The sequence below is a fragment of the Verrucosispora sp. NA02020 genome (genome assembly GCF_013364215.1).
Classification (GTDB): Bacteria; Actinomycetota; Actinomycetes; order Mycobacteriales; family Micromonosporaceae; genus Micromonospora.
This window is the reverse complement of sequence record NZ_CP054923.1, coordinates 4,116,928-4,136,972: the sequence shown is the minus strand read 5'-3', so window position 1 is coordinate 4,136,972 and position 20,045 is coordinate 4,116,928. Positions and strand designations below refer to the sequence as shown.

19 protein-coding genes are annotated in these 20,045 nt (G+C 71.7%); 5 read left to right on the top strand and 14 right to left on the bottom strand.

The window, feature by feature from the left end; translation table 11 throughout:
- Window positions 1–38 precede the first annotated feature (38 nt).
- Window positions 39–620 (top strand): helix-turn-helix domain-containing protein, encoded by a 582-nt coding sequence (locus HUT12_RS17900; protein ID WP_176094110.1) that lies wholly within the window; start codon window positions 39–41, stop codon window positions 618–620.
- Window positions 621–1,027: 407 nt separating this feature from the next.
- Here the strand turns inward: HUT12_RS17900 and HUT12_RS17895 are convergent, their stop codons facing one another.
- Genes HUT12_RS17895 through HUT12_RS17870 form a run of 6 tightly spaced genes read right to left on the bottom strand, consistent with a single transcriptional unit; the run spans window position 1,028 to window position 7,693 of the window.
- Window positions 1,028–2,356: a glutamate mutase L gene (locus tag HUT12_RS17895; protein WP_176094109.1), complete on the bottom strand. Its 1,329-nt coding sequence runs from the start codon at window positions 2,354–2,356 to the stop codon at window positions 1,028–1,030.
- Entirely contained in the window at window positions 2,353–2,745 is a 393-nt protein-coding gene (locus HUT12_RS17890) for a hotdog domain-containing protein (protein WP_176094108.1), read from the bottom strand. The genes HUT12_RS17895 and HUT12_RS17890 overlap by 4 nt, the downstream gene beginning before the upstream one ends.
- A complete protein-coding gene (locus HUT12_RS17885) occupies window positions 2,742–3,497 on the bottom strand; it encodes an OAM dimerization domain-containing protein (RefSeq protein ID WP_176095843.1) in 756 nt (251 codons plus the stop codon). Before HUT12_RS17885 ends, HUT12_RS17890 begins: the two co-directional genes overlap by 4 nt.
- Window positions 3,498–3,499: 2 nt before the next feature.
- Window positions 3,500–5,071 carry a lysine 5,6-aminomutase subunit alpha gene (locus HUT12_RS17880; RefSeq protein WP_176095842.1) on the bottom strand — a complete coding sequence of 524 codons (1,572 nt, stop codon included), beginning with the start codon at window positions 5,069–5,071 and terminating at the stop codon, window positions 3,500–3,502.
- 5 nt (window positions 5,072–5,076) lie between these two features.
- A complete protein-coding gene (locus HUT12_RS17875; RefSeq protein ID WP_176094107.1) occupies window positions 5,077–6,633 on the bottom strand; it encodes an amidohydrolase in 1,557 nt (518 codons plus the stop codon).
- Window positions 6,634–6,637: 4 nt separating this feature from the next.
- Window positions 6,638–7,693: a zinc-binding alcohol dehydrogenase gene (locus tag HUT12_RS17870; protein WP_176094106.1), complete on the bottom strand. Its 1,056-nt coding sequence runs from the start codon at window positions 7,691–7,693 to the stop codon at window positions 6,638–6,640.
- Between the two features lie 194 nt (window positions 7,694–7,887).
- Here HUT12_RS17870 and HUT12_RS17865 point away from each other — a divergent pair, with 194 nt between their 5' ends.
- On the top strand, window positions 7,888–9,276 hold the full coding sequence (locus HUT12_RS17865; RefSeq protein ID WP_236145770.1) for a KamA family radical SAM protein: 1,389 nt from the start codon (window positions 7,888–7,890) through the stop codon (window positions 9,274–9,276).
- Between the two features lie 103 nt (window positions 9,277–9,379).
- Here the strand turns inward: HUT12_RS17865 and HUT12_RS17860 are convergent, their stop codons facing one another.
- Both HUT12_RS17860 and HUT12_RS17855 read right to left on the bottom strand, forming a co-directional pair.
- Window positions 9,380–9,577: a CsbD family protein gene (locus HUT12_RS17860; protein WP_131053649.1), complete on the bottom strand. Its 198-nt coding sequence runs from the start codon at window positions 9,575–9,577 to the stop codon at window positions 9,380–9,382.
- Between the two features lie 878 nt (window positions 9,578–10,455).
- Window positions 10,456–12,129 carry an ABC-F family ATP-binding cassette domain-containing protein gene (locus HUT12_RS17855; protein WP_254876870.1) on the bottom strand — a complete coding sequence of 558 codons (1,674 nt, stop codon included), beginning with the start codon at window positions 12,127–12,129 and terminating at the stop codon, window positions 10,456–10,458.
- A 195-nt stretch (window positions 12,130–12,324) separates the two neighbouring features.
- Between HUT12_RS17855 and HUT12_RS17850 the strand changes: the two genes are divergently transcribed.
- The gene (locus tag HUT12_RS17850) at window positions 12,325–12,936 is read left to right on the top strand and encodes a histidine phosphatase family protein (protein WP_176094105.1); all 612 of its coding nucleotides are present in this window, start codon (window positions 12,325–12,327) and stop codon (window positions 12,934–12,936) included.
- Here the strand turns inward: HUT12_RS17850 and HUT12_RS17845 are convergent.
- The 3 genes from HUT12_RS17845 to HUT12_RS17835 form a co-directional block, all read right to left on the bottom strand.
- On the bottom strand, window positions 12,866–13,372 hold the full coding sequence (locus HUT12_RS17845; RefSeq protein ID WP_176094104.1) for an Lrp/AsnC family transcriptional regulator: 507 nt from the start codon (window positions 13,370–13,372) through the stop codon (window positions 12,866–12,868). The genes HUT12_RS17850 and HUT12_RS17845 overlap by 71 nt on opposite strands.
- Before the next feature lie 64 nt (window positions 13,373–13,436).
- Window positions 13,437–14,579: an acyl-CoA dehydrogenase family protein gene (locus HUT12_RS17840; RefSeq protein WP_176094103.1), complete on the bottom strand. Its 1,143-nt coding sequence runs from the start codon at window positions 14,577–14,579 to the stop codon at window positions 13,437–13,439.
- Window positions 14,580–14,722: 143 nt separating this feature from the next.
- Window positions 14,723–15,103 (bottom strand): VOC family protein, encoded by a 381-nt coding sequence (locus HUT12_RS17835; RefSeq protein WP_176094102.1) that lies wholly within the window; start codon window positions 15,101–15,103, stop codon window positions 14,723–14,725.
- A 94-nt stretch (window positions 15,104–15,197) separates the two neighbouring features.
- Between HUT12_RS17835 and HUT12_RS17830 the strand changes: the two genes are divergently transcribed.
- Window positions 15,198–16,106: a 5'-3' exonuclease gene (locus HUT12_RS17830; protein WP_176095840.1), complete on the top strand. Its 909-nt coding sequence runs from the start codon at window positions 15,198–15,200 to the stop codon at window positions 16,104–16,106.
- A gap of 117 nt (window positions 16,107–16,223) precedes the next feature.
- A complete protein-coding gene (locus tag HUT12_RS17825) occupies window positions 16,224–16,676 on the top strand; it encodes a cellulose binding domain-containing protein (protein WP_176094101.1) in 453 nt (150 codons plus the stop codon).
- A gap of 41 nt (window positions 16,677–16,717) precedes the next feature.
- On the opposite strand, the gene HUT12_RS17820 is transcribed toward HUT12_RS17825, so the two are convergent.
- The 3 genes from HUT12_RS17820 to HUT12_RS17810 are packed head-to-tail and all read right to left on the bottom strand — an operon-like array spanning window position 16,718 to window position 19,835.
- On the bottom strand, window positions 16,718–17,536 hold the full coding sequence (locus HUT12_RS17820) for a sugar phosphate isomerase/epimerase (RefSeq protein WP_254876869.1): 819 nt from the start codon (window positions 17,534–17,536) through the stop codon (window positions 16,718–16,720).
- On the bottom strand, window positions 17,533–18,687 hold the full coding sequence (locus HUT12_RS17815) for a dihydrodipicolinate synthase family protein (protein WP_176094100.1): 1,155 nt from the start codon (window positions 18,685–18,687) through the stop codon (window positions 17,533–17,535). The genes HUT12_RS17820 and HUT12_RS17815 overlap by 4 nt, the downstream gene beginning before the upstream one ends.
- The gene (locus HUT12_RS17810; RefSeq protein WP_176094099.1) at window positions 18,684–19,835 is read right to left on the bottom strand and encodes a Gfo/Idh/MocA family protein; all 1,152 of its coding nucleotides are present in this window, start codon (window positions 19,833–19,835) and stop codon (window positions 18,684–18,686) included. Before HUT12_RS17810 ends, HUT12_RS17815 begins: the two co-directional genes overlap by 4 nt.
- Window positions 19,836–20,045 lie beyond the last annotated feature (210 nt).

Genomic DNA, 20,045 nt, shown 5'->3' with positions numbered 1-20,045 from the left:
GCACCCGACCCGCCAAAACGACAAGTAATGTTGCTGTTATGGCAAACGACGAGGCGGCGGTGCTCGCGGAGGTCGGCCCCCGGCTCCGCGCGCTCCGCAAACAACGCGGCACCACCCTGACCGAACTCGCCGACACCACCGGAATCTCCGTCAGCACCCTGTCCCGACTCGAATCCGGCCACCGCCGCCCCACCCTGGAACTGCTCCTGCCGCTGGCCCGCGCCCACCAGGTGCCCCTGGACGAACTCGTCGGCGCGCCCACCGTCGGCGACCCCCGCGTCCGCCCCCGACCGATCGTCCGCCACGGCATGACGTTCCTGCCGCTGACCCGCCGCCCCGGCGGCGTCCAGGCGTTCAAACAGATCCTGCCGCCACACACCCCCACCGACCCGCAACCCTCCTCGCACGAGGGCTACGAATGGCTGTACGTGCTCTCCGGCCGCATCCGGCTACGCCTGGGCGAGCACGACCTGATCCTCAACCCCGGCGAGGTCGCCGAATTCGACACCCGCGTGCCGCACTCCGTCGCCAACCCCGACCCGACCCCCGCCGAAGTCCTCAACCTCTTCGGCCCCCAGGGCGAACGCCTGCACGTGCGGGCCCGACCCGCCGCCGACTGAGCACACGAAATCGGGGCGCGGCGTATGCCGCGCCCCGATGCTCCCAGGCCCTTCCCAGCCGGTGCGGCGGGAATGAGGCACGCCGACCTTCGGACCGACCGGACGGTGACTGGCTGTCCCCGTCGGGCCGTTGTCTACTGGCCGTGCACCCCACCCTGCCCGTACACCGGTAACCGCGGCCGGTTCGCGCCGCCCCGCCGACCCCCGCCCGCTGGACCTGGCCGCCGCGACAACCGTCGCTCGGCCAGCGGACGAAGGGACGAAGCGAACAACAGCCGCTTCCCGTGGTAGGACTCAAAGACGGTACGTGGCACACCCCCGGCCTTGTCAACCCACCCCCGACGAGTCGCCACACCGGCACGGCGTGTCGCGCTCACCGTCACCGTCCGCAGTCGACCCGACACCGGTCACGCCGACACCAACGGCCCCAGCAACGCCCGCGCCGCCCCCGGATGCTCCGCCGCCAACAACCCCGCCGCCGCCAACACGTAGTCGGAGTCCACCACCGCCCGCGCCGCCCTCGGCACCGCCCACCCACCCGCGTGATCACCCAACACCGCCTGCCACACCGGCGTCACCTCGCCGGCACGGGCATGCCGCAACACCCCACCCGAGCCCACCAGCAACCGCACGTCCCGCAGATCCCGACCGGCCCGCTCACCCGTACCCACCCCCCGGGCGTGCCGACGCACCGCCACCGTCGCCGCCAACGCCGCCAACCGGCCGTCGGACGCCCGCGCCGCCGCATCCGACGGCAGGAAACCCGGATCGGCGGCCCGCACCGCCGCCGCGCCCGCCAACGCGTCCCGCTCGCCGTCACCGACCAGCCGCTCCTCCACGGCCGCCCGCACCACCCCCGGCGCGCTCCACCGCATCCCCAGATCCCCCTCCACCGTCCGCGCCCGCCACAACGCCCCGGCCACCTCCCGACCCGGCCCGTCGGCCCGCTCGTCCGGCGTCAACACCGAATACACGTCCGTGGTGGCGCCCCCCACGTCCACCACCACCAGGTCACCACCGGCCGCGTCCGCCAACACCTCCACCCCGGTCAGCACCGCGTCCGGCGTCGCCGCCCGCACCAACCGCGCGAACCGCGACCCCCGCGACAACCGCTTACCGCCGATCACGTGCCGCAGGAACACCTGCCGGATCGCCGCCCGCGCCGACAGCGGCGCCAACACCCCGATACGCGGCAACACGTTGTCGGCCACCGTCACCGGCACCCCCGCACCGGCCAACACCGCCGCCAACTCCCCGCGCACGTCCACGTTGCCCGCCAACACCACCGGCACCCGCCACCGCGCCCGCGCCAACCGCGTCGCGTTGTGCGACAACGTCTCGGCATCCCCACCATCGGTGCCACCCACCAGCAACACCACGTCCGGCCGCGCCGCCCGCAATGCGGCCAGCGCCGCCCGCCCCAGCCGCCCGGCGGCCACATGCACCACATCGGCCCCCGCCGACAACCCCACCCGCCGACCCGCCTGCGCGGTCACCAACGGCTCGTACCCCACCACCGCCAACCGCAGCCCACCACCCGCCGACGAACACACGAACCACGGCACGTCCCGACCACCCACCCCGGCCGCCGCCACCGCCGCGTCCAGACCGTGCAGCACGTCCGTACCCACCGTCGTCGGCACCGACGCCGCACCGACCAACCCGCCACCGGCCAGGTCCACCACCGCCACCTTCGTGAACGTCGACCCGACGTCGGCGCAGACCGCGACACTCATACCGGCGCGGGCACGACCACCGTGCCGGTCGCCGACACCGCCACCACCGGCACCTCCAACACCTCCGCCGCCGACTCACCCCGATCCGGGCGCCCCCGACACACCACCCGCGCCTCGAAGTCCAGCGTGCGGCTGCGGGTGCCCACCCGCGTCACCGTCGCCACCACCTCCAGCACGTCACCGGCCCGCAACGGCGCCCGGAACTGCACATCCGAGTACGACGCGAACAACCCCTCGTCCCCGTCCGTACGGATACACACCTCCGTGGCCACGTCACCGAAGAGACCCAACGCGTACGCCCCGTCGACCAGGTTCCCCGCGTAGTGCGCATGCGCGTACGGCACATACCGCCGATGCGTCACCGTCAGGCCCACCCGAGGATCCGTCATGCCGCCCCCACCTTCCGACCCGTCACCAACGCGTGCACCAGATACGACGCCACCTCACCCGGCGTGGTGCCCCGACCGAAGATCCGATCCACCCCCAACTCGGCCGCCTGCGACTCGTCGAACCGCGGCCCACCCACGATCAACAACGGCCGCCGCCCCACCGGCAACGCCTCCCGGAACGCCGCCGACATCTCCCGCGTGTTGTGCAGATGCGCGTCCCGCTGCGTCACCACCTGCGACACCAACACCGCATCCGCCCGCGCCACCCGCGCCGCCTCCACCAACTCCGGCACACTCACCTGCGCACCCAGGTTCGTCACCGACAACTCCCGGTAGTACTCCAGACCCTTCTCCCCCGCGATCCCCTTCACGTTCAGGATCGCGTCGATGCCCACCGTGTGCGCGTCCGTGCCGATACACGCCCCCACCACCGACAACTTGCGCCGTAACCGCCGCTTCACCACCGCGTTGACCTCCTTGGCCGACAGCAGCGGAAAGTCCCGCTCCACCACCTGCACCGCCGACAGGTCCACCAGATGACTCACCCGCCCGTACACCACGAAGAACGTGAACCCGTCACCCATCTGCTTCGCGTGCACCAACAACGCCGGATCCATCCCCATCCGGTTCGCCAACTGGACCGCCGCACCCTCGGCCCGCTTGTCATGCGGCACCGGCAACGTGAACGACATCTGCACCATGCCGTCACCCGTGGTGTCCCCGTACGGTCGCACCACCGGACCCTGCGACACCGTCACGCCACCGCCTCCAGGATCTCCGTCGCCGGGTTGTAGTAGTCGGCCTCGTGCGCCGCCACCCCGTCCAACCCCTTACCCCGATCCGCCGGCCGCTTCATGATCCCGAACGTGCCCTCGGCGATCGCCGTCAACAACGACCGCTCACCGATCCGCTCCAACAACTCCACCGCCTCACCCAGCACCCGATGCGCCCGCTGCTGGATGAACCCACCCGGCGCCGGCACGAAGTCCTCGTGCAACCCGCCGGCGGCACCCAACACGTACCGCACGTTCTGCAGAGCGATGTCCCGATCCGACAACCACGGCGTCACCACCGCCTCCGTCATCATCCCCACCAGCAGGATCCCCTGCCCCGTCATGGCACCCACCAGGTTGAAGAACCCGTCCAGCAGATTGCCCCGGAACACGTCACCGGTCATGTGCTTCGTCGGCGGCATCCACTTCAACGGCGCATCCGGGAACAACTCCCGCGCCAACAACGCATGCGCCAACTCCAACCGGAACGACTCCGGCACCTCCGGATTGATCTCGAACGCGTGCCCCAGCCCCAACTGCCAGTCCGCCAACCCCGCCTCGTGCGCGAAGTACTCGTTCAACAACTGCGACACCGTCACCGTGTGCGCCTCGTCCACCGCATCCGCAGTGGTCAGATAGTTGTCCTCACCGGTGTTGATGATGATCCCCGCCCGCGCGTGCACCTGCCGCGAGAACCGCTGGTCCACGAACGTCCGGATCGGATTGATGTCCCGGAACAGAATCCCGTACATCGAGTCGTTGAGCATCATGTCCAGCCGCTCCAGACCCGCGAGCGTCGCCATCTCCGGCATGCACAACCCCGACGCGTAATTCGTCAACCGCACATACCGACCCAACTCCCGCGACGACTCGTCCAACGCCGCCCGCATCAACCGGAAGTTCTCCTGCGTCGCGTACGTCCCCGCGAACCCCTCCCGCGTCGCCCCCTCCGGCACGTAGTCCAACAACGACTGACCCGTCGACCGGATCACCGCGATCACGTCCGCACCCGCCCGCGCCGCCGCCTGCGCCTGCGGAATGTCCTCGTAGATGTCCCCCGTCGCCACGATCAGATACACCCACGGCCGCCGCACCGGATCCCCGAACCGCCGCACCAACCGGTCCCGCTCCGCCCGCCGCCGATCGATACGCCGCACCCCCGCCGCCACCGCCCGCCGCGCCGCCCGCCGCGCCACCGACGCCGACCTGCCCGACGGCACCACGAACCGCACCGACCCCGCCGCCGCCTGCTGCGCCAGCAACGTCACATCCGAGACCTTCTCCCGCGCCAACGCCTCGAACACCGGCACCGCCACCCCGTGCCCCAACCCCACATCCGCCACCACCGCGTCCACCAACCGGTTCACCCACGGAATACCGTCCGGATCAGCCCCCGTCACCCCGGCCAACCGCAACACCGCACGCTCCACCGACACCGTGGTGTGCCCCCGCGCCAACTCCACCACCGGCTGCCCGACCCGCCGCGCCAACTCCCGCGCCCGCGCCACCACCACCGGGTCCAGATCCAACTTGCCGGCCGCGAAGCCACCCACCTCAGTCACGACAACCCTTCCTCATAGATCACCTCACCGCGCAACACCGTCGCCCGGCACACCGGCAACGGCAGCGGATCCTGCTGCGGATCCTCAGCCACCAACACCGGCAACCCCCGCTGCACCCCCGCCGACGACGACCACACCGCGAACGTCGCCGGCGCCCCCAACGCCAACACCCCCTCGCTGTCCCGATGCACCGCCCGCCAACCACCCCGCGAATGCGCCGCGAACGCCGCCCGCACACTCATCCGCTGCACCGGGTTGTGATGCGCCACCGCCGCCCGCACCGACCCCCACGGATCCAACGGCGTCACCGGCGAATCCGACCCGAACGCCAACGCCACCCCCACCCCGTGCATCGCCCCCATCGGATTCGACGCCAACGACCGCGCCAACCCCAACCGCGCCTCGTACATCCGACCCGCACCACCCCACAACCGGTCGAACGCCGGCTGCATCGACGCCACCACCCCGAACTCCACGAACCCCGCGATCAACCGCCGATCCACGATCTCCGCATGCTCGATCCGATGCCGCGCCGCACGCACCCGCTCCGTACCCAGCTTCTGCGCCGCCCCCGCGAACCCCGCCAACACCGTCGAGATCGCCGCATCCCCGATCGCATGGAACCCGCCCTGCATCCCGTGCGCCGCACAGTCCAACAAATGATCACGAACCTGCTCCGCCGTCAGATACCCGTGACCACACCCCTCCCCGTCCACGTACGCCGCCGACACGTGCGCCGTCCGCGACCCCAACGCCCCGTCCGCGAACAGATCCCCACCCGCACCCACCGCACCCAACTCACGCGCCCGCGCCGCACCACCCAACTCACCCCAGTACCCGTACACCTCCGGCACCCCCGCACCCGACAGCGCCAACAGACCCGTGAAGTCCTCCTCGTCCGAGATCTCCGGCCCACCGCACTCGTGCACCGCCGCGATCCCCAACGACGCCGCATGCCGCAACGCCACCCGCTGCGCCGCCACCCGCTGCGCCCGCGACACCGAAGCCCGCGCCACCGCCCGCACCACGTGATGCGCGTCCCGCCGCAACCACCCCGACGCGTCGTACCCCGGCGCCGTCACCGCCTCCGGACACGCCGCCAACAACGCCGACGACACCAACGCCGAATGGATCGACGCCTGCGACAGGTACATCCGCCGACCACCGGCCGCCCGATCCACCTCCGCCGCCCCCGGCGGCACCGGCACCGACCACGTCGACTCGTCCCACCCGTGCCCCAGCACCACGGCGTCCGCGGGCAACCCCGCCGCGAACGCCGCCACCGCCGCCAGCAACTCCCCCGCCGACCGCACCCCGGACAGATCCAGCCCCGACAACGCCAACCCCGTGTCACTCACGTGCACGTGCGCGTCCACGAACGCCGGCGTCACCAACGCCCCACCCAGATCCACCACCCGGTCCGCCGCCGGAGCATCCGCCCCGGCACCCAACCAGACGATCCGCCCGTCCCGCACCAACAGCGCCGTCGCGGACGGATCCGCCGGGCAGTGCAACACGCCGGCCCGGTACAACGTCGAGGGGTTCTTCGTCATGGCCTCAGTCTGCCGCCAACCGGGCCTCGAAGAGCCCACGCACCCCCGGCACCTCACGCAGCAGACCCAACGCCAGCTCCGCGTGACCCGGCACATACCCGTTGCCCACCAGCATCGTCACGTCCGCCGCCAGGCCCTCCGCACCCAACGCCGCCGCCGCGAAACTCGTCGCCATCGAGAAGAACACCACCGTGCCGCCGTCCGCAGTCGCCAACACCGCGCCGTGCTCACACCCCGGCACGTCCACGCAGACCACCGTCACGTCCGCCGGCACCCCCAACGCCGAGGTCACCGCCACCGACAACCCCACCGGATCCCGCGCGTCGGCCACCACCACCTCGTCGGCCAGGCCCGCCGCCACCAACGCGTCACGCTCCGCGACCACCGGCACCACCCCGACCGTACGACCCGCACCCGCCCGCCGCGCCGCCGCCAGCGACAACGAACCACTCTTGCCCGCACCGCCGATCACCGCCACCGAGACCGGCCCCGACCCCGCCGGCCGCTCCGCCACATACCGCCGCACCACCCGCTCGGTCAACGCCGGCGCCCCGCACACGTCCAGCACCGCCAACGACAACTGCGGATCCAGATCCTCCGGCAGCACCGCCGCGATCGACCGGGCGAACAGGATCGCCCACCCCTCACACGGCACCTGCTCGCTGAGCCCGTCCCACCGCGCCAACCCGTCGGTGATCACCAGCGGCGTCAACGTCAACGACACCAGCGTCGCCACCCGCTCACCGGCCTTGAACCCCAACGGCGACCGACGCCCCGCCTGCGCCACCGTGCCGATCAGCATCCCGCCCGACCCGGTCACCGGGTTCTGCATCTTGCCCCGCGTCGCGATGATGTCGAGCACCTCCGCGCGCACCGCGTCCCCGTCACCACCGTGCTTGTCCCGCAACTGGCGGAAACTCGCCGCGTCCAGGTTCAGCCGCTCGACCGAGATCCGCACCTCGTTCGGGCCGATCTCCGACCGCGCGTCCAACCGCCAGGCCGCCTGCGGCAGCACACCCGCCGGTTCCACGACCCGGTGCAGACCTACTGGTGACGTCACGCCAACCTCCCTGTCCGACCGCCCGAAGCCCCGACATCAACTCGCATGACGGGAAAACTTCCGGCAGAATAATTCCTGTACCGAATATTTTCCAGTAACCTTCGGTCCGCTGACGAACCCGGACCGACCTGCACCCAGGTCGGACGACCATCGACACACCCGCAGGAGGGGCCGTGACCCAGACCCAACCGCCGGTGCAGGCCACCCCGGCGACACCCGAGCCGGCCCCCACCACCGCACCCACCGGCCAGCCCTACGAATACCGCCGCCACCGCCTCGTCGAACCCGACTGGACCCGCTTCCCCGGCTGGCGCGACGTCACCCGCGACCAGTGGGAAAGCGCCCAGTGGCAGCGCGTCAACTGCGTCAAGAACATCAAGCAGCTCCGCGCCCTGCTCGGCGACACCGTCGACGAGAGCTTCTACGCCGACCTCGACGCCGACCAACGCGCCCTGGCCACCATGTCCATGCTCGTACCACCCCAAATGATCAACACCATGGTGCCGGACGCCCCACCCACCACCGAGACGCTGCTGGCCGACCCGATCCGGCGATACATGATCCCCGTCGCCTCGGACCGACGCACCGACTGGCCCTCCCACCCGTACGCCACCCGCGACTCCCTGCACGAACACGACATGTGGGTCGCCGAGGGCCTCACCCACCGCTACCCCACCAAGGTCCTCGCCGAGCTGCTCTCCACCTGTCCGCAGTACTGCGGACACTGCACCCGCATGGACCTGGTCGGCAACTCCACCCCCGCCGTCGACAAACTCAAACTCACCCTCAAACCCGTCGACCGGTACGACGCCCACATCACCTACCTCAAGGCCCACCCCGGCGTACGCGACGTCGTGGTCTCCGGCGGCGACGTGGCCAACGTCCCGTGGCGCAACCTCGAGTCGTACCTGATGCGCCTGCTGGAGATCGAGACCATCCGCGACATCCGGCTCGCCACCAAGGCACTCATGGGCCTGCCCCAGCACTGGCTCCAGCCCGACGTCGTGGAGGGGCTGGAGCGGGTCGCCCGCACCGCCGCCCGACGGGGCGTCAACCTGGCCATCCACACCCACGTCAACCACGCCCAGTCGCTCACCCCACTGGTCGCCAAGGCCGCGCAGACCGCCCTCGACGTCGGCGTACGCGACGTCCGCAACCAGGGCGTGCTGATGCGCGGCGTCAACGCCAGCACCACCGAACTGCTCGACCTCTGCTTCGCGCTCCAGGGCGAGACGGGCATTCTGCCGTACTACTTCTACATGTGCGACATGATCCCCAACGCCGAACACTGGCGGGTCCCGGTCTGGCACGCCCAACAGCTCCAGCACGACATCATGGGCTACCTGCCCGGCTACGCCACGCCCCGGATCGTCTGCGACGTGCCCTTCGTCGGCAAGCGCTGGGTACACATGATCACCGAGTACGACCGCGAACGCGGCATCTCCTACTGGACGAAGAACTATCGCACCTCCATCGAGTCCGCCGACCTGGAGGCCCTCAACAAGCGGTACGCGTACTACGACCCGATCGACACCCTGCCGGACACCGGCCAACAGTGGTGGCGGACCCACCGCGACGACTGACCGGACCCGGCGTAGCCCGGTCGGTACCTCCTCCACCGACTGACGCCACGCCGCGAAGCGGGCCACCGGAACGTTCCGGTGGCCCGCTTCGGCGTACGTACGGTCACTTCTTGGTGAAGGCGTCCTTGGCGTCGCGGCCGGCGTCCTTGACCTTTTCACCGGCCTGACGGGCACGGGCCTCGGACTGCTCACTGGCGCCCTCGGCACGCATGCGCTCGTTGTCGGTCATGTCGCCGACGCGCTCCTTGGCGGCGCCGCTCAGTTCCTCGACCTTGTTCTTCGCCTTGTCGGTGAAGCTCATGTCGCCTCCCTGCCTGCCTCGGCGGCGCAGCGATCCGCTGCGCTCCTCACGGTCGTGTCCCCGCCCCCGATGATCTGAAACTGTTCTCGGAGCGGTGGTGCCGTGCACATCCGCTAGGGCGTCCTAGGAAGCTAGGTGTACTGATCGTCGCGAGCTGCCGCCGCCCTCAGCGGGCTGTTGACCTGCCTTATGGCCGCTGTCGAGCTGAACCGTCCCTGCTATCGGAAGTCCCTGCCCTGGTCAGCGACGACTGGTAGCGCAGTTGGTCTGCCGGTTCCCGCCAGCCAGCTGAGACGTCATGCGCCCGGCCGTCGTCGCCGGCGGGCCCGCGTTCCCACTTCCCCACCCCTCGTTCTGGAGTGGAGCCCGATCCCCGTCCGCCTCCGACACGCCCACTCCGTCGGCCGCCGGGTCTGCCGACCACCTCCGTTCGTGCGTCACATCGCGCCGCCTCTGGCACGGATGCCACCAACCGCCCCCAACGGGATCCCACCACCGCCCCTCGAATGTGAACCTTGGACAGTTTCCGTTAGCTCGAAACGGAAACTGTCCAAGATCTTGAACCGATTCGTCCAGGCGCAGACCCTCCTGCTCTGCTTCAACCACCGCAACGGTCCGCGCCCAGAAGCAGTGCGGTGGTTGAAGCAGAGCAAAGGCGGCCGAGAGGTCACCCTCGCCGGGCCGAGCGACGCGGCAGATCGCCTGATCCGTCCGTGCCATCAGCTCGACAGTGCCCCTACCCCGAAGCCCTACCCCGAAGGATGGGCGGGTCAGGTCATGGGCCCAGCGTCCTTCGGGGTAGGGGGCGGTGGTGGCCAGACCACGACCTGGCCACCACTCACCACCGCACCGTCGAGCAGCCGGACAGGGAGCGTCCGTCAGGGCGACTCCTCGGCGGCTCCCAGCGACAGGATCTGCCAGTCCGCCAGGTCGGCGAGCATCTGGCGGTCGTGGGTGGCGACCACCACCGCCGCCGGGGTCTCCCGCAACGCGGCGGTCAACTCGTCCACCAGCAGCGCCGAGAGGTGGTTGGTGGGCTCGTCGAGGATCAACAGGTCGGGCAGCTCGGCCAGGCGCAGGGCCAGGTTCAGCCGCCGCTGCTGCCCCTGCGACATGCGGCCCACCGGAGTACGCAGCGCCTCCCGGTCCAGCAGGTGCGTCGCGCCCAGCGGCAGGCGGTCGGCCTCCCGGAGCCGACCTGCGGACTGGAGCCGACCCACGTGCTGGTCGTACAGGTCGCGGGCGAGCGCGGTCGACGGCCATGCCGGCACCTCCTGTCCCAGGTACGCCACCCGGGCCCGCCCCAGGTGCCGGACGGCGCCGGTGGAGGGTTCGAGGTTCTGGGCGAGCACCTCGAGCAGGGTCGACTTGCCGGCACCGTTGGGCCCGGTCACCAGCAGCCGCTCCCCACCGTCCAGGGTGAGCGTGACCGGCTGGTGCAGCCGCCCGGCCACCGTCACGTCGTCGCAGCGCAGCAACGGCGCCCCGGGCCGGGTCCGCAGCTCGGGCCAGCGCAGGCGCAGCGGCGGCTCGGGCACGGTGAGCCGGTGGGCGTCCAGGTCCTCCTGCCGGCGACGCAACGCCTGCACCACCCCGGGCGCCCGGGACTGGCGCTGATGCTTGCCGTGCCCCTTCTCCGGCCGCCAGCCGGTGCTGAGCCGCTGCCGTGCCTCGTTCACCGCCTCGGCCAGCCGCTGGTGTTCGGCCTGCTGGGCCTCGTAGTCGTGCAACCAGCGTTCCCGCTCGCGGCGACGGCCCTCCTGCCAGCCGGCGTACCCACCGGCGAAGACCCGTGGGCGGCCGTCCTCGCTGGGGTCGAGGTCGAGGAACTCCTCGGCCACGTCACCGAGCAGGGCCCGGTCGTGGCTGACCAGCACCACCCCGCCCGCGTGCTGACGCAGGCGCAGGGTCAGGAACGCCAGGCTGTCGGCGTCGAGATGGTTGGTCGGCTCGTCGAGCATCAGCAGGTCGTGCCGTGCCCCGAGCAGGCAGGCCAGGCGGACCCGGTAGCGCTGGCCGACCGACAACGTCGACAGCGGGCGCTGCCGGTCCGGGCAGGCGTCCAGCCCGGCCAGTGCCACGTCCACGCGGCGTTCCGCGTCCCAGGCGTCCAGTCGGGTGGCGGCGTCCAGCGCGACGGCGTACGCGGTGTCCGCGCCGGGCCGGCCCTCGGCCAGTCCCGTCGCCGCGTCGTCCAGCGCCCGCACCGCCTCCTGGGACTCCCGGATCGCTGCGGCGACCAGGGTGCCCACCGTCTCGCCGCTGCGGGCCTCCAGTGCCTGCCGGGCCACGCCGAGCGTGCCGACACGCTCCACCGTGCCCTGGTCCGGGGTGATTTCCCCGATCAGCACCCGGAGCAGGGTCGTCTTGCCCCGGCCGTTCTCGCCGACGACCGCCAGCCGCGAACGGGCGGAGACGGTCACGCTGACGTCGGACAGCACCACCCGTCCGCCCAGCACCACGCGTACGCCCTCGGCCCGGACATGCGCCCGGTCACCGGCCGGCAGGCCGGCTGTCGAGTCCTGGGTGGGGTTCAGTTCAAGATTGTTCACTCTGCGCTCTTCGGCTCGTCGTGGAGCCGGGCAGCGTGATCAGGCCGCCCGGCGGGAACACCAGGACGGCGACACAGAGTGGAGCTAGAAGAAGCCGGTCAACCCTGCCGCCGTCAGCGGCCGGACCAGGGCTTCATCGAGAAGGCACAGGAGTACATGGCCACGATCCTATCCGACTCCTGGTTGACTGAGAACATGAGCGAGATCCTGCTCGTCCGACACGGCGAGACCACCTGGAGCGCCAGTCGCCGGCACACCTCGTACACGGATCTGGAGCTGACGCCCGACGGTGAGCGACAGGCCCGCGCGCTCGGTCCGGCGCTCGCCGGCCGGCGGTTCGCCGCGGTGCTGAGCAGCCCGCGCCGCCGGGCGCTGCTCACCGCGCAACTGGCCGGGCTGACCGTCACCAGCACCGACGAGGATCTGGCCGAGTGGCACTACGGCGACTACGAGGGCCGGACCACCGCCGAGATCCACGACGAACGGTCCAGTTGGAACGTGTGGACCGACGGGTGCCCCAACGGGGAGTCGCCCAGCGAGGTCGGCGAACGCCTCGACCGGCTGCTCGCCACGGTGCATCCGCTGCTCGACCGGGGTTCCGTCGCGGTGGTCGGGCACGCGCACTCGCTGCGCGTGCTGGGTGCCCGGTGGATCGGCCTGCCGCCGTCGGCCGGCGGGCTGCTCCGGCTGGACACCGCCACCATGAGCGTGCTCGGCCACGAGCACGGCCGGCGGGTCATCCTCCGGTGGAACCAGCCGCCTCCCCCGCCGACCGCGACCGTGAGCGACTCGACGGCTCGCCACTGATCTTCGGCGGGCGGCCTTCGTAGGGCGTGGAGAGCACCACCGTCGTCCGGGTGGTGACGTTCGCCGCGGTCCGGATCTCCTGGAGTACGCGTTCCAGGTCGACCGGACCGGCCACCCGCACCAGCAACAGGTAGAAGTCCTCCCCCGCCACCGAGTAGCACGAGTCGATCTCGGGCAGGTGCGCGAGGCGTACCGGGGCGTCGTCCGGCTGCGACGGGTCGAACGGCCGGATCGCCACGAACGCGGTCAACGGCAGGTCGAGCGCCTCGAACGAGACCCGCGCGGTGTAGCCCTTGACCACACCGCGCTGTTCCAGCCGGCGTACCCGCTGGTGCACGGCCGAGACGGACAGACCCACCTTCTCCGCGAGATCCGTGTACGACTGCCGGCCGTCCGTGGTCAGCGCGGCGACGATGGCCCGGTCGATCTCCTCCACGGCGTGCAACCTACCGGGAAAGGCCCGTCCGCGCGACGACGAACCCACCCGAGGGCAGGCGCGGTCACTCCTTGGCCAGGGCCCGGGAGATCACCAGACGCTGGATCTGGTTGGTGCCCTCCACGATCTGGAGCACCTTGGCCTCCCGCATGTAGCGCTCCACCGGGTGGTCGGCCACGTACCCGGCGCCGCCGAGCACCTGCACCGCGTCGGTGGTCACCCGCATCGCCACGTCGGTGGCGAAGAGTTTCGCCTTGGCCGCCTCGATCGAGTACGGCCGTCCGGCGTCGCGCAGCCGGGCGGCGGCGAGCGTCAACGCCCGGGCGGCGGAGATCTGCGTGGCCAGGTCGGCGAGGGTGAAGCCGAGGCCCTGGAAGTCGATGACGGCACGGCCGAACTGGCGACGTTCCCGGGCGTAGCCGACCGCGTAGTCCAGCGCTGCCTGGGCCAACCCCACCGCGCAGGCGGCGATGCCGAGGCGGCCGGAGTCCAGGGCGGACATGGCGATGGTGAAGCCGGCGCCCTCGCCGCCGATCAGCCGCTCCGCCGGCACCCGCGCGTCGTCGAAGACGAGCTGTGCCACCGGTGACGACCGCAGTCCCATGGTGCGCTCGGCGGCCTGCGGGTGGAGACCGGGAGTGGCCCGGTCGAGCAGCAGGCAGGAGATGCCCCGCGGACCGGGTACGCCGGTGCGGCAGAAGACGTTGTAGAAGTCGGCCACCTGGGCGTGGGTGATCCATGCCTTGGTGCCGGTGACCACGTACGCGTCGCCGTCGCGGACCGCCTTGGTGGTCAGCGCGGCGGCGTCCGAGCCACCCTGCGGTTCGGAGAGGCAGTACGCGCCGAGCAGCTCGCCGCCGATCATGTCGGGCAGCAGCTTGCGCTGGGCGTCGTCGCCGAACGTGGCGACCGGGTGGCAGGAGAGCGTGTGCACGCTGACCGCCTCGGCGACCGCCAGCCAGCGGCTCGCCAGGATCTCCAGCACCTGGAGGTAGACCTCGTACGGCTGGGCGGCGCCGCCGTACTCCTCCGGATAGGGCAGGCCGAGCAGACCGGCCCGGCCCAGGGTGCGCAGCAGCTCGCGGGGGAACTCGGCGCGCTGCTCGAACTCGACGGCCTTCGGGGCCAGCTCGCGGTCGGCGAGTTCGGTGGCCAGCTCCAGCAGGTCGTGGGCCTCTTCGGTGGGCAGGATCCGGTCGACGGTCATAGCGTGGTGAGCTCCGTGGGATGGTGGTGAGCTGTCGTACGCCGTGGCAGCTTCTGGCTCCCACCCGCTCAGCTTAACGTTCGTTCGGGTGGCGGGCACGGACGGTGCGGGTCGTGTCGACCACCGACCGACCGGCCTCGCGGTCAGTCCATCAGCCAGAGACAGAACGGGTGGCCGTCCGGGTCCAGGCAGACCCGCACGTCGTCCTGCGGCTGGAACTCGGCCAGCGTGGCACCACAGGCCAGCGCGTGCTCCAGGGCGGCGGCCAGGTCTTCGACCCCGATCTCCAGATGCATCATCATCTGCTGCCGGTCCGCCTCGGCCGGCCAGGTCGGCCGCACGTACGCCCGCTCGCGCTGGAAGGACAGGCCCACCCCGCCCTCGGGCCCGCGCAGGATGACGTCGTCGGCCTCCTCGACCTCCACCGTCCAACCGAGCAGTCGCGCGTAGAAGCGGGACAGCGCCGCCGGGTCGGGTGTGTCCAGGTTGACCGTGGTCAGCGCGAGTCGGGGCCTCGTGGTCATCGCGTCCTCCTGGATCGCGCCGTCGACGTGCCGTCGACCGCGAACGTCGGTGGGATGTGCCAGGCTGTCGGGCGTGGCACAGCAGACCCCGATCATGCTCGTCGACGCGCCCAGTCTCTACTTCCGGGCCTACTTCGGCATCCCCGAGTCGGCCGCGCGGACCGCCGACGGCCAGCCGGTCAACGCCGTACGCGGATTCCTCGACATGCTCGCCCAACTGGTCCGCACCCGGCGGCCGGGCCGGATGGTGTGCGCGATGGACCACGACTGGCGGCCGGACTGGCGGGTCGCGCTGCTGCCGTCGTACAAGGCGCACCGGGTGGCCCCCGAGGGCGGCGAGGTCGTGCCGGACACCCTCAGCCCGCAGGTGCCGATGATCCTGGACGTGCTCGACGCCCTCGGCATCACCGTGGTCGGCGCGACCGGCTACGAGGCCGACGACGTGCTGGGCACGCTCTCGGTCACCCAGCCCGGCCCGGTCGAGGTGGTCTCCGGCGACCGTGACCTGTTCCAACTCGTCGACGACGCCCGTGGGGTGCGGCTGCTCTACGTCGGGCGGGGCGTGGCCAAGCTGGACGACTGCGACGACACCGCCGTCCGGGCCCGCTACGGGGTGGCCGCCGACCGGTACGCCGACTTCGCCGCGCTGCGGGGCGACCCCAGTGACGGGCTGCCGGGCGTGGCCGGCGTCGGCGAGAAGACCGCCGCCCGGCTGATCGAGCGGTACGGCGACATCGCCGGCATCCTGGCCGCGCTGGATGATCCGGCCTCCGGTTTCGCCCCCGGCCTGCGCACCAAGCTCGACGCCGCCCGCGACTACCTGGCAGTGGCACCGAAGGTGGTGCGGGTCGCCCTGGACGTGCCGCTGCCGTCGCTGCCCACCGAGTTGCCGACCGCACCGGCCGACCCGGAACGCCTGGTCGAGCTGGCCGAGCGGTGGAACCTGGCCGGCTCCACCCGCCGCCTGGTCGACGCCCTCGCCAACCGCACCACGACGGGCTGACGGACACTCCGTTCCACGAGAACTCACATACGGGGTTTATCGCGCGCACCTCTGGACGGGGCATCGCATCGACAGACGACAATTGATGTGTCGTCGACTCGATCGGGGGATCCCGCCATGGTCAGATTCCGCGCCCTGTGGCCGGCGCTGCTGGTCGCCGTCTGCGTGACCGTGCTGGCGCCGACGACGCTCGCCCGCGCCTCCACGGCGAACCCCTCATCGACCGCCGACCCGGCCACCGTCATCTGCCCGGTCTCCGTGGTCATGCACGGATCCGCCTACATGACCACCATCGTGGTGGTGAACACGGGCTCGGCGCCCCTCGTCGACTGGGCCGTCCGCTTCACCGCACCGCTCCCCGCATACGTCCATCCCTACGCGGAGAACGGCACCCTGACTCTCGTGGGCACCACCGGCACACTCACTCCGGCGTGGCCTCCGTACACCAACACCCTCGCGCCCGGCGCGGCTGCCATCATGCGCTTCAGCGGCGTCGCCTTCATCGCGACTCAGCGACCGACCGCCTTCGAGGTCGGCGGCACGCCCTGTCAGGTCGCCTACTACACCTGACAGGGCGACGAGCCCGGATCATCTGCGCGCGCGAGCTGTGATCAGGCCACCTCGCGCAGGTAGCCGTCGATCGAGGCGGCCAGCACCTCCGCACCGGGACGCGCCCACACCTGCGCGTTGAAGACCTCCACCTCGATCGGGCCGGTGTAGCCGGCCGCGTCGACCGCCTCGCGCATCCGGCGCAGCTCGATGCAGCCGTCGCCGGGCAGCGCCCGCCCCAGCAGCACGCCCTCGGGCAGCGGGGTGATCCAGTCGCAGACCTGGAACGAGGCGATCCACTCCCCCGCGCGGGCGATCTGGTCGTGGACGGTGTCGTCCCACCACACGTGGTAGGCGTCCACCACCACGCCGACCACGCCCGGGTCGAACCGTTCGGCGATGTCGAGGGCCTGGCCGAGGGTGGCGATGACGCAGCGGTCGGCGCTGAACATCGGGTGCAACGGCTCGATGGCGAGCGTCACCCCGGCCGAGTCGGCGTACGGGGCCAGTTCGGCGACGGCGTCGGCCACCCGGGCGCGCGCCCCGTCGATGTCCTTGCTGCCCGAAGGGAGGCCGCCGGAGACCAGCACCAGCACCGGCGCGCCGAGCGCGGTGGCCTCGTCGACGGCGCGCCGGTTCTCGTCCCACCAGTCGTCGGCGGTGAAGAACCCGCCCCGGCACAGCGTGGTGACCGCCAGCCCGGCGTCGCGGACCAGCTTGGCGGCGCGGTCCAGGCCGTACTCGGCAACCGGCTCGCGCCACAGGCCGATGCCGGGCACCCCGGCGTCGACGCACCCGGCCACCACGTCGGGCAGCGCCCAGTGCGTGGCGGTGGCCTGGTTGAACGAGAAGCGGGCCAGCTCCGGGCGCCCGCCGGTCACTGGGCCACCCCCGCCACCTGGAAGAAGGCCCGGGCGCGGGCGGCGGCCAGCTCGGCGTCGGGCAGCAGGCCGGCGGCGTCGGCCAGGGTGAGCAGGGTGCCCAGGTGCGCCGGTGACCGGCCGGACTGGAGGCCGCCGACCATGGTGAAGTGGTCCTGGTGACCGGCCAACCAGGCGAGGAAGACGATCCCGGTCTTGTAATACCAGGTCGGGGCCGCGAACAGGTGCCGGGCCAGCGGCACGGTGGGCGCGAAGATCTCGTCGTACGCGGTCAGGTCGCCCCGGTCGAGGGCGGCGAACGCGGCCGACGCGGCCGGTGCGATGGCCGCGAAGACACCCAGCAGCGCGTCGGAGTAGCCGTCCGCGTCGCCCCGGATCAGCTCCGGGTAGTGGAAGTCGTCGCCGGTGTAGAGGCGTACGCCGGCCGGCAGTCGGCGGCGCAACGCCACCTCGCGTCCGGCGTCGAGCAGCGACACCTTGATCCCGTCGACCCGGGCGGCGTGTGACTTGAGCAGCTCCACCACCGTGTCGGCGGCCAGGTCCAGGTCGGTCGAGCCCCAGTAGCCGGCCAACGCCGGGTCGAACATCGGGCCGAGCCAGTGCAGCACCACCGGCCGATCGGCGGCGGACAGCAGGTCGTCGTACACCCGCAGGTAGTCCTCGGGGCCACGGGCGGCGGCGGCCAGGTGGCGGCTGCACATCAGCACCGGCACCGCCCCGGCGGCCTGCACGTCGTCGATCTGCTCGCGGTAGGCGGCGGTGACCTCGGCGAGGGTGACCGGGCCGGCCGGGAGCTGGTCGGTGGCGGCACCGGCGACGATCCGACCGCCGGCCGCCCGGGCCTCGGCCGCGCTGCGCCGGATCAGTTCCCGGGTGGCCGAATAGTCCAGGCCCATGCCGCGCTGCGCGGTGTCCATCGCCTCGGCCACCCCCAGCCCGTACGACCAGAGGTGGCGACGGAAGGCGAGGGTGCTCTCCCAGTCGACGACGGCGGGCGTACCCGGGGTGTTGTCGGCCTGCGGGTCGGCCACCACGTGCGCGGCGGCATAGGCGATCCGGCTGCGCGGCGGGCCGTCGGGGCGGGGGTGCCCGGTGCCACCGGCCAGCCGCAGTCGCCGGCCACCGGGCAGGGTGACCTCGGTGGCGCTCACAGCGACAGCTCCGGGATCTCGACGCGGCGCCCCTCGCGGGCCGACACCAGACCCAGCTCGGCCAGTTGCACGCCGCGCGCCCCGGCCAGGAAGTCCCACGGGAACGGCTCGCCGACGGCGACGTGCCGCAGGAACGCCTCCCACTGCACCTTGAAGCCGTTGTCGAACTCCTCGTTGTCCGGCACCTCGGTCCACTGCGACCGGAAGTCCTCGGTGGCCGGCAGGTCCGGGTTCCACACCGGCTTCGGGGTGACCGCGCGGTGCTGCACCCGGCAGCGACGCAGTCCGGCCACCGCGCTGCCCTGCGTGCCGTCGACCTGGAACTCGACCAGTTCGTCCCGGTGCACCCGGACGCACCAGGAGGAGTTGAGCTGGGCGATCACGCCGCCGGCCAGCTCGAACACGGCGTACGCGGCGTCGTCGGCGGTGGCCGCGTACGGGCGACCCCGCTCGTCGACGCGCTGCGGGATGTGCGTGGCGACGGTGGCCGAGACGCTGCGGACCTCGCCGAAGAGTTCCGCCAGCACGTAGTGCCAGTGCGGGAACATGTCGACCACGATGCCGCCGCCGTCGGAGGCCCGGTAGTTCCACGAGGGACGCTGGGCGGGCTGCCAGTCGCCCTCGAAGACCCAGTAGCCGAAGTCGCCGCGCACCGACAGCACCTGACCGAAGAAGCCGCCGTCGAGCAGCCGCTTGAGTTTGCGCAGCCCGGGCAGGAAGAGTTTGTCCTGCACCACGCCGGTGCGGATGCCGGCGGCGTTCGCGGCACGGGCCAGGTCCAGTGCGGCGGCGGTGTCCTCGGCCAGCGGCTTCTCGGTGTAGATGTGCTTGCCGGCCTCGATGGCCTGCCGGATCGCCTTCTCCCGCTGCTGGGTGACCTGCGCGTCGAAGTAGATCTCGACGTCGTCGCGGGCCAGCGCCGCGCTCAGGTCGGTGGTCCAGTCGGTCAGGCCGTGCCGGTCGGCGATCTCCCGCAGCTTGGCCTCACTGCGGCCGACCAGCACGAGGTGCGGCCAGAGGGTGGTGCCGTCGGGCAGCCGTACGCCGCCGGCGTCGCGGATGGCCAGCAGGGAGCGCACCAGATGCTGCCGGTATCCCATCCGGCCGGTGACGCCGTTCACGATGATGCCGATCGACCTGCGGGTCATGGGGGTCCTTCCGTCGTACACGCTCAGGTAAGCGCTTTCCCCGCGTAGCCTAGGCCGGACGGTCACGCCTGGGCAAGCGCTCTCCCGGCAGCGATATTTCCGGCACCCACCACCCACCGACCGGTGCCGGCCACCGTCCCGACACCGTGCGAAGCGCGCTGAGCTGGGCCGCGACCAGCGGTGTGAGCTGCCGGAACCGGCCCCCGAGCG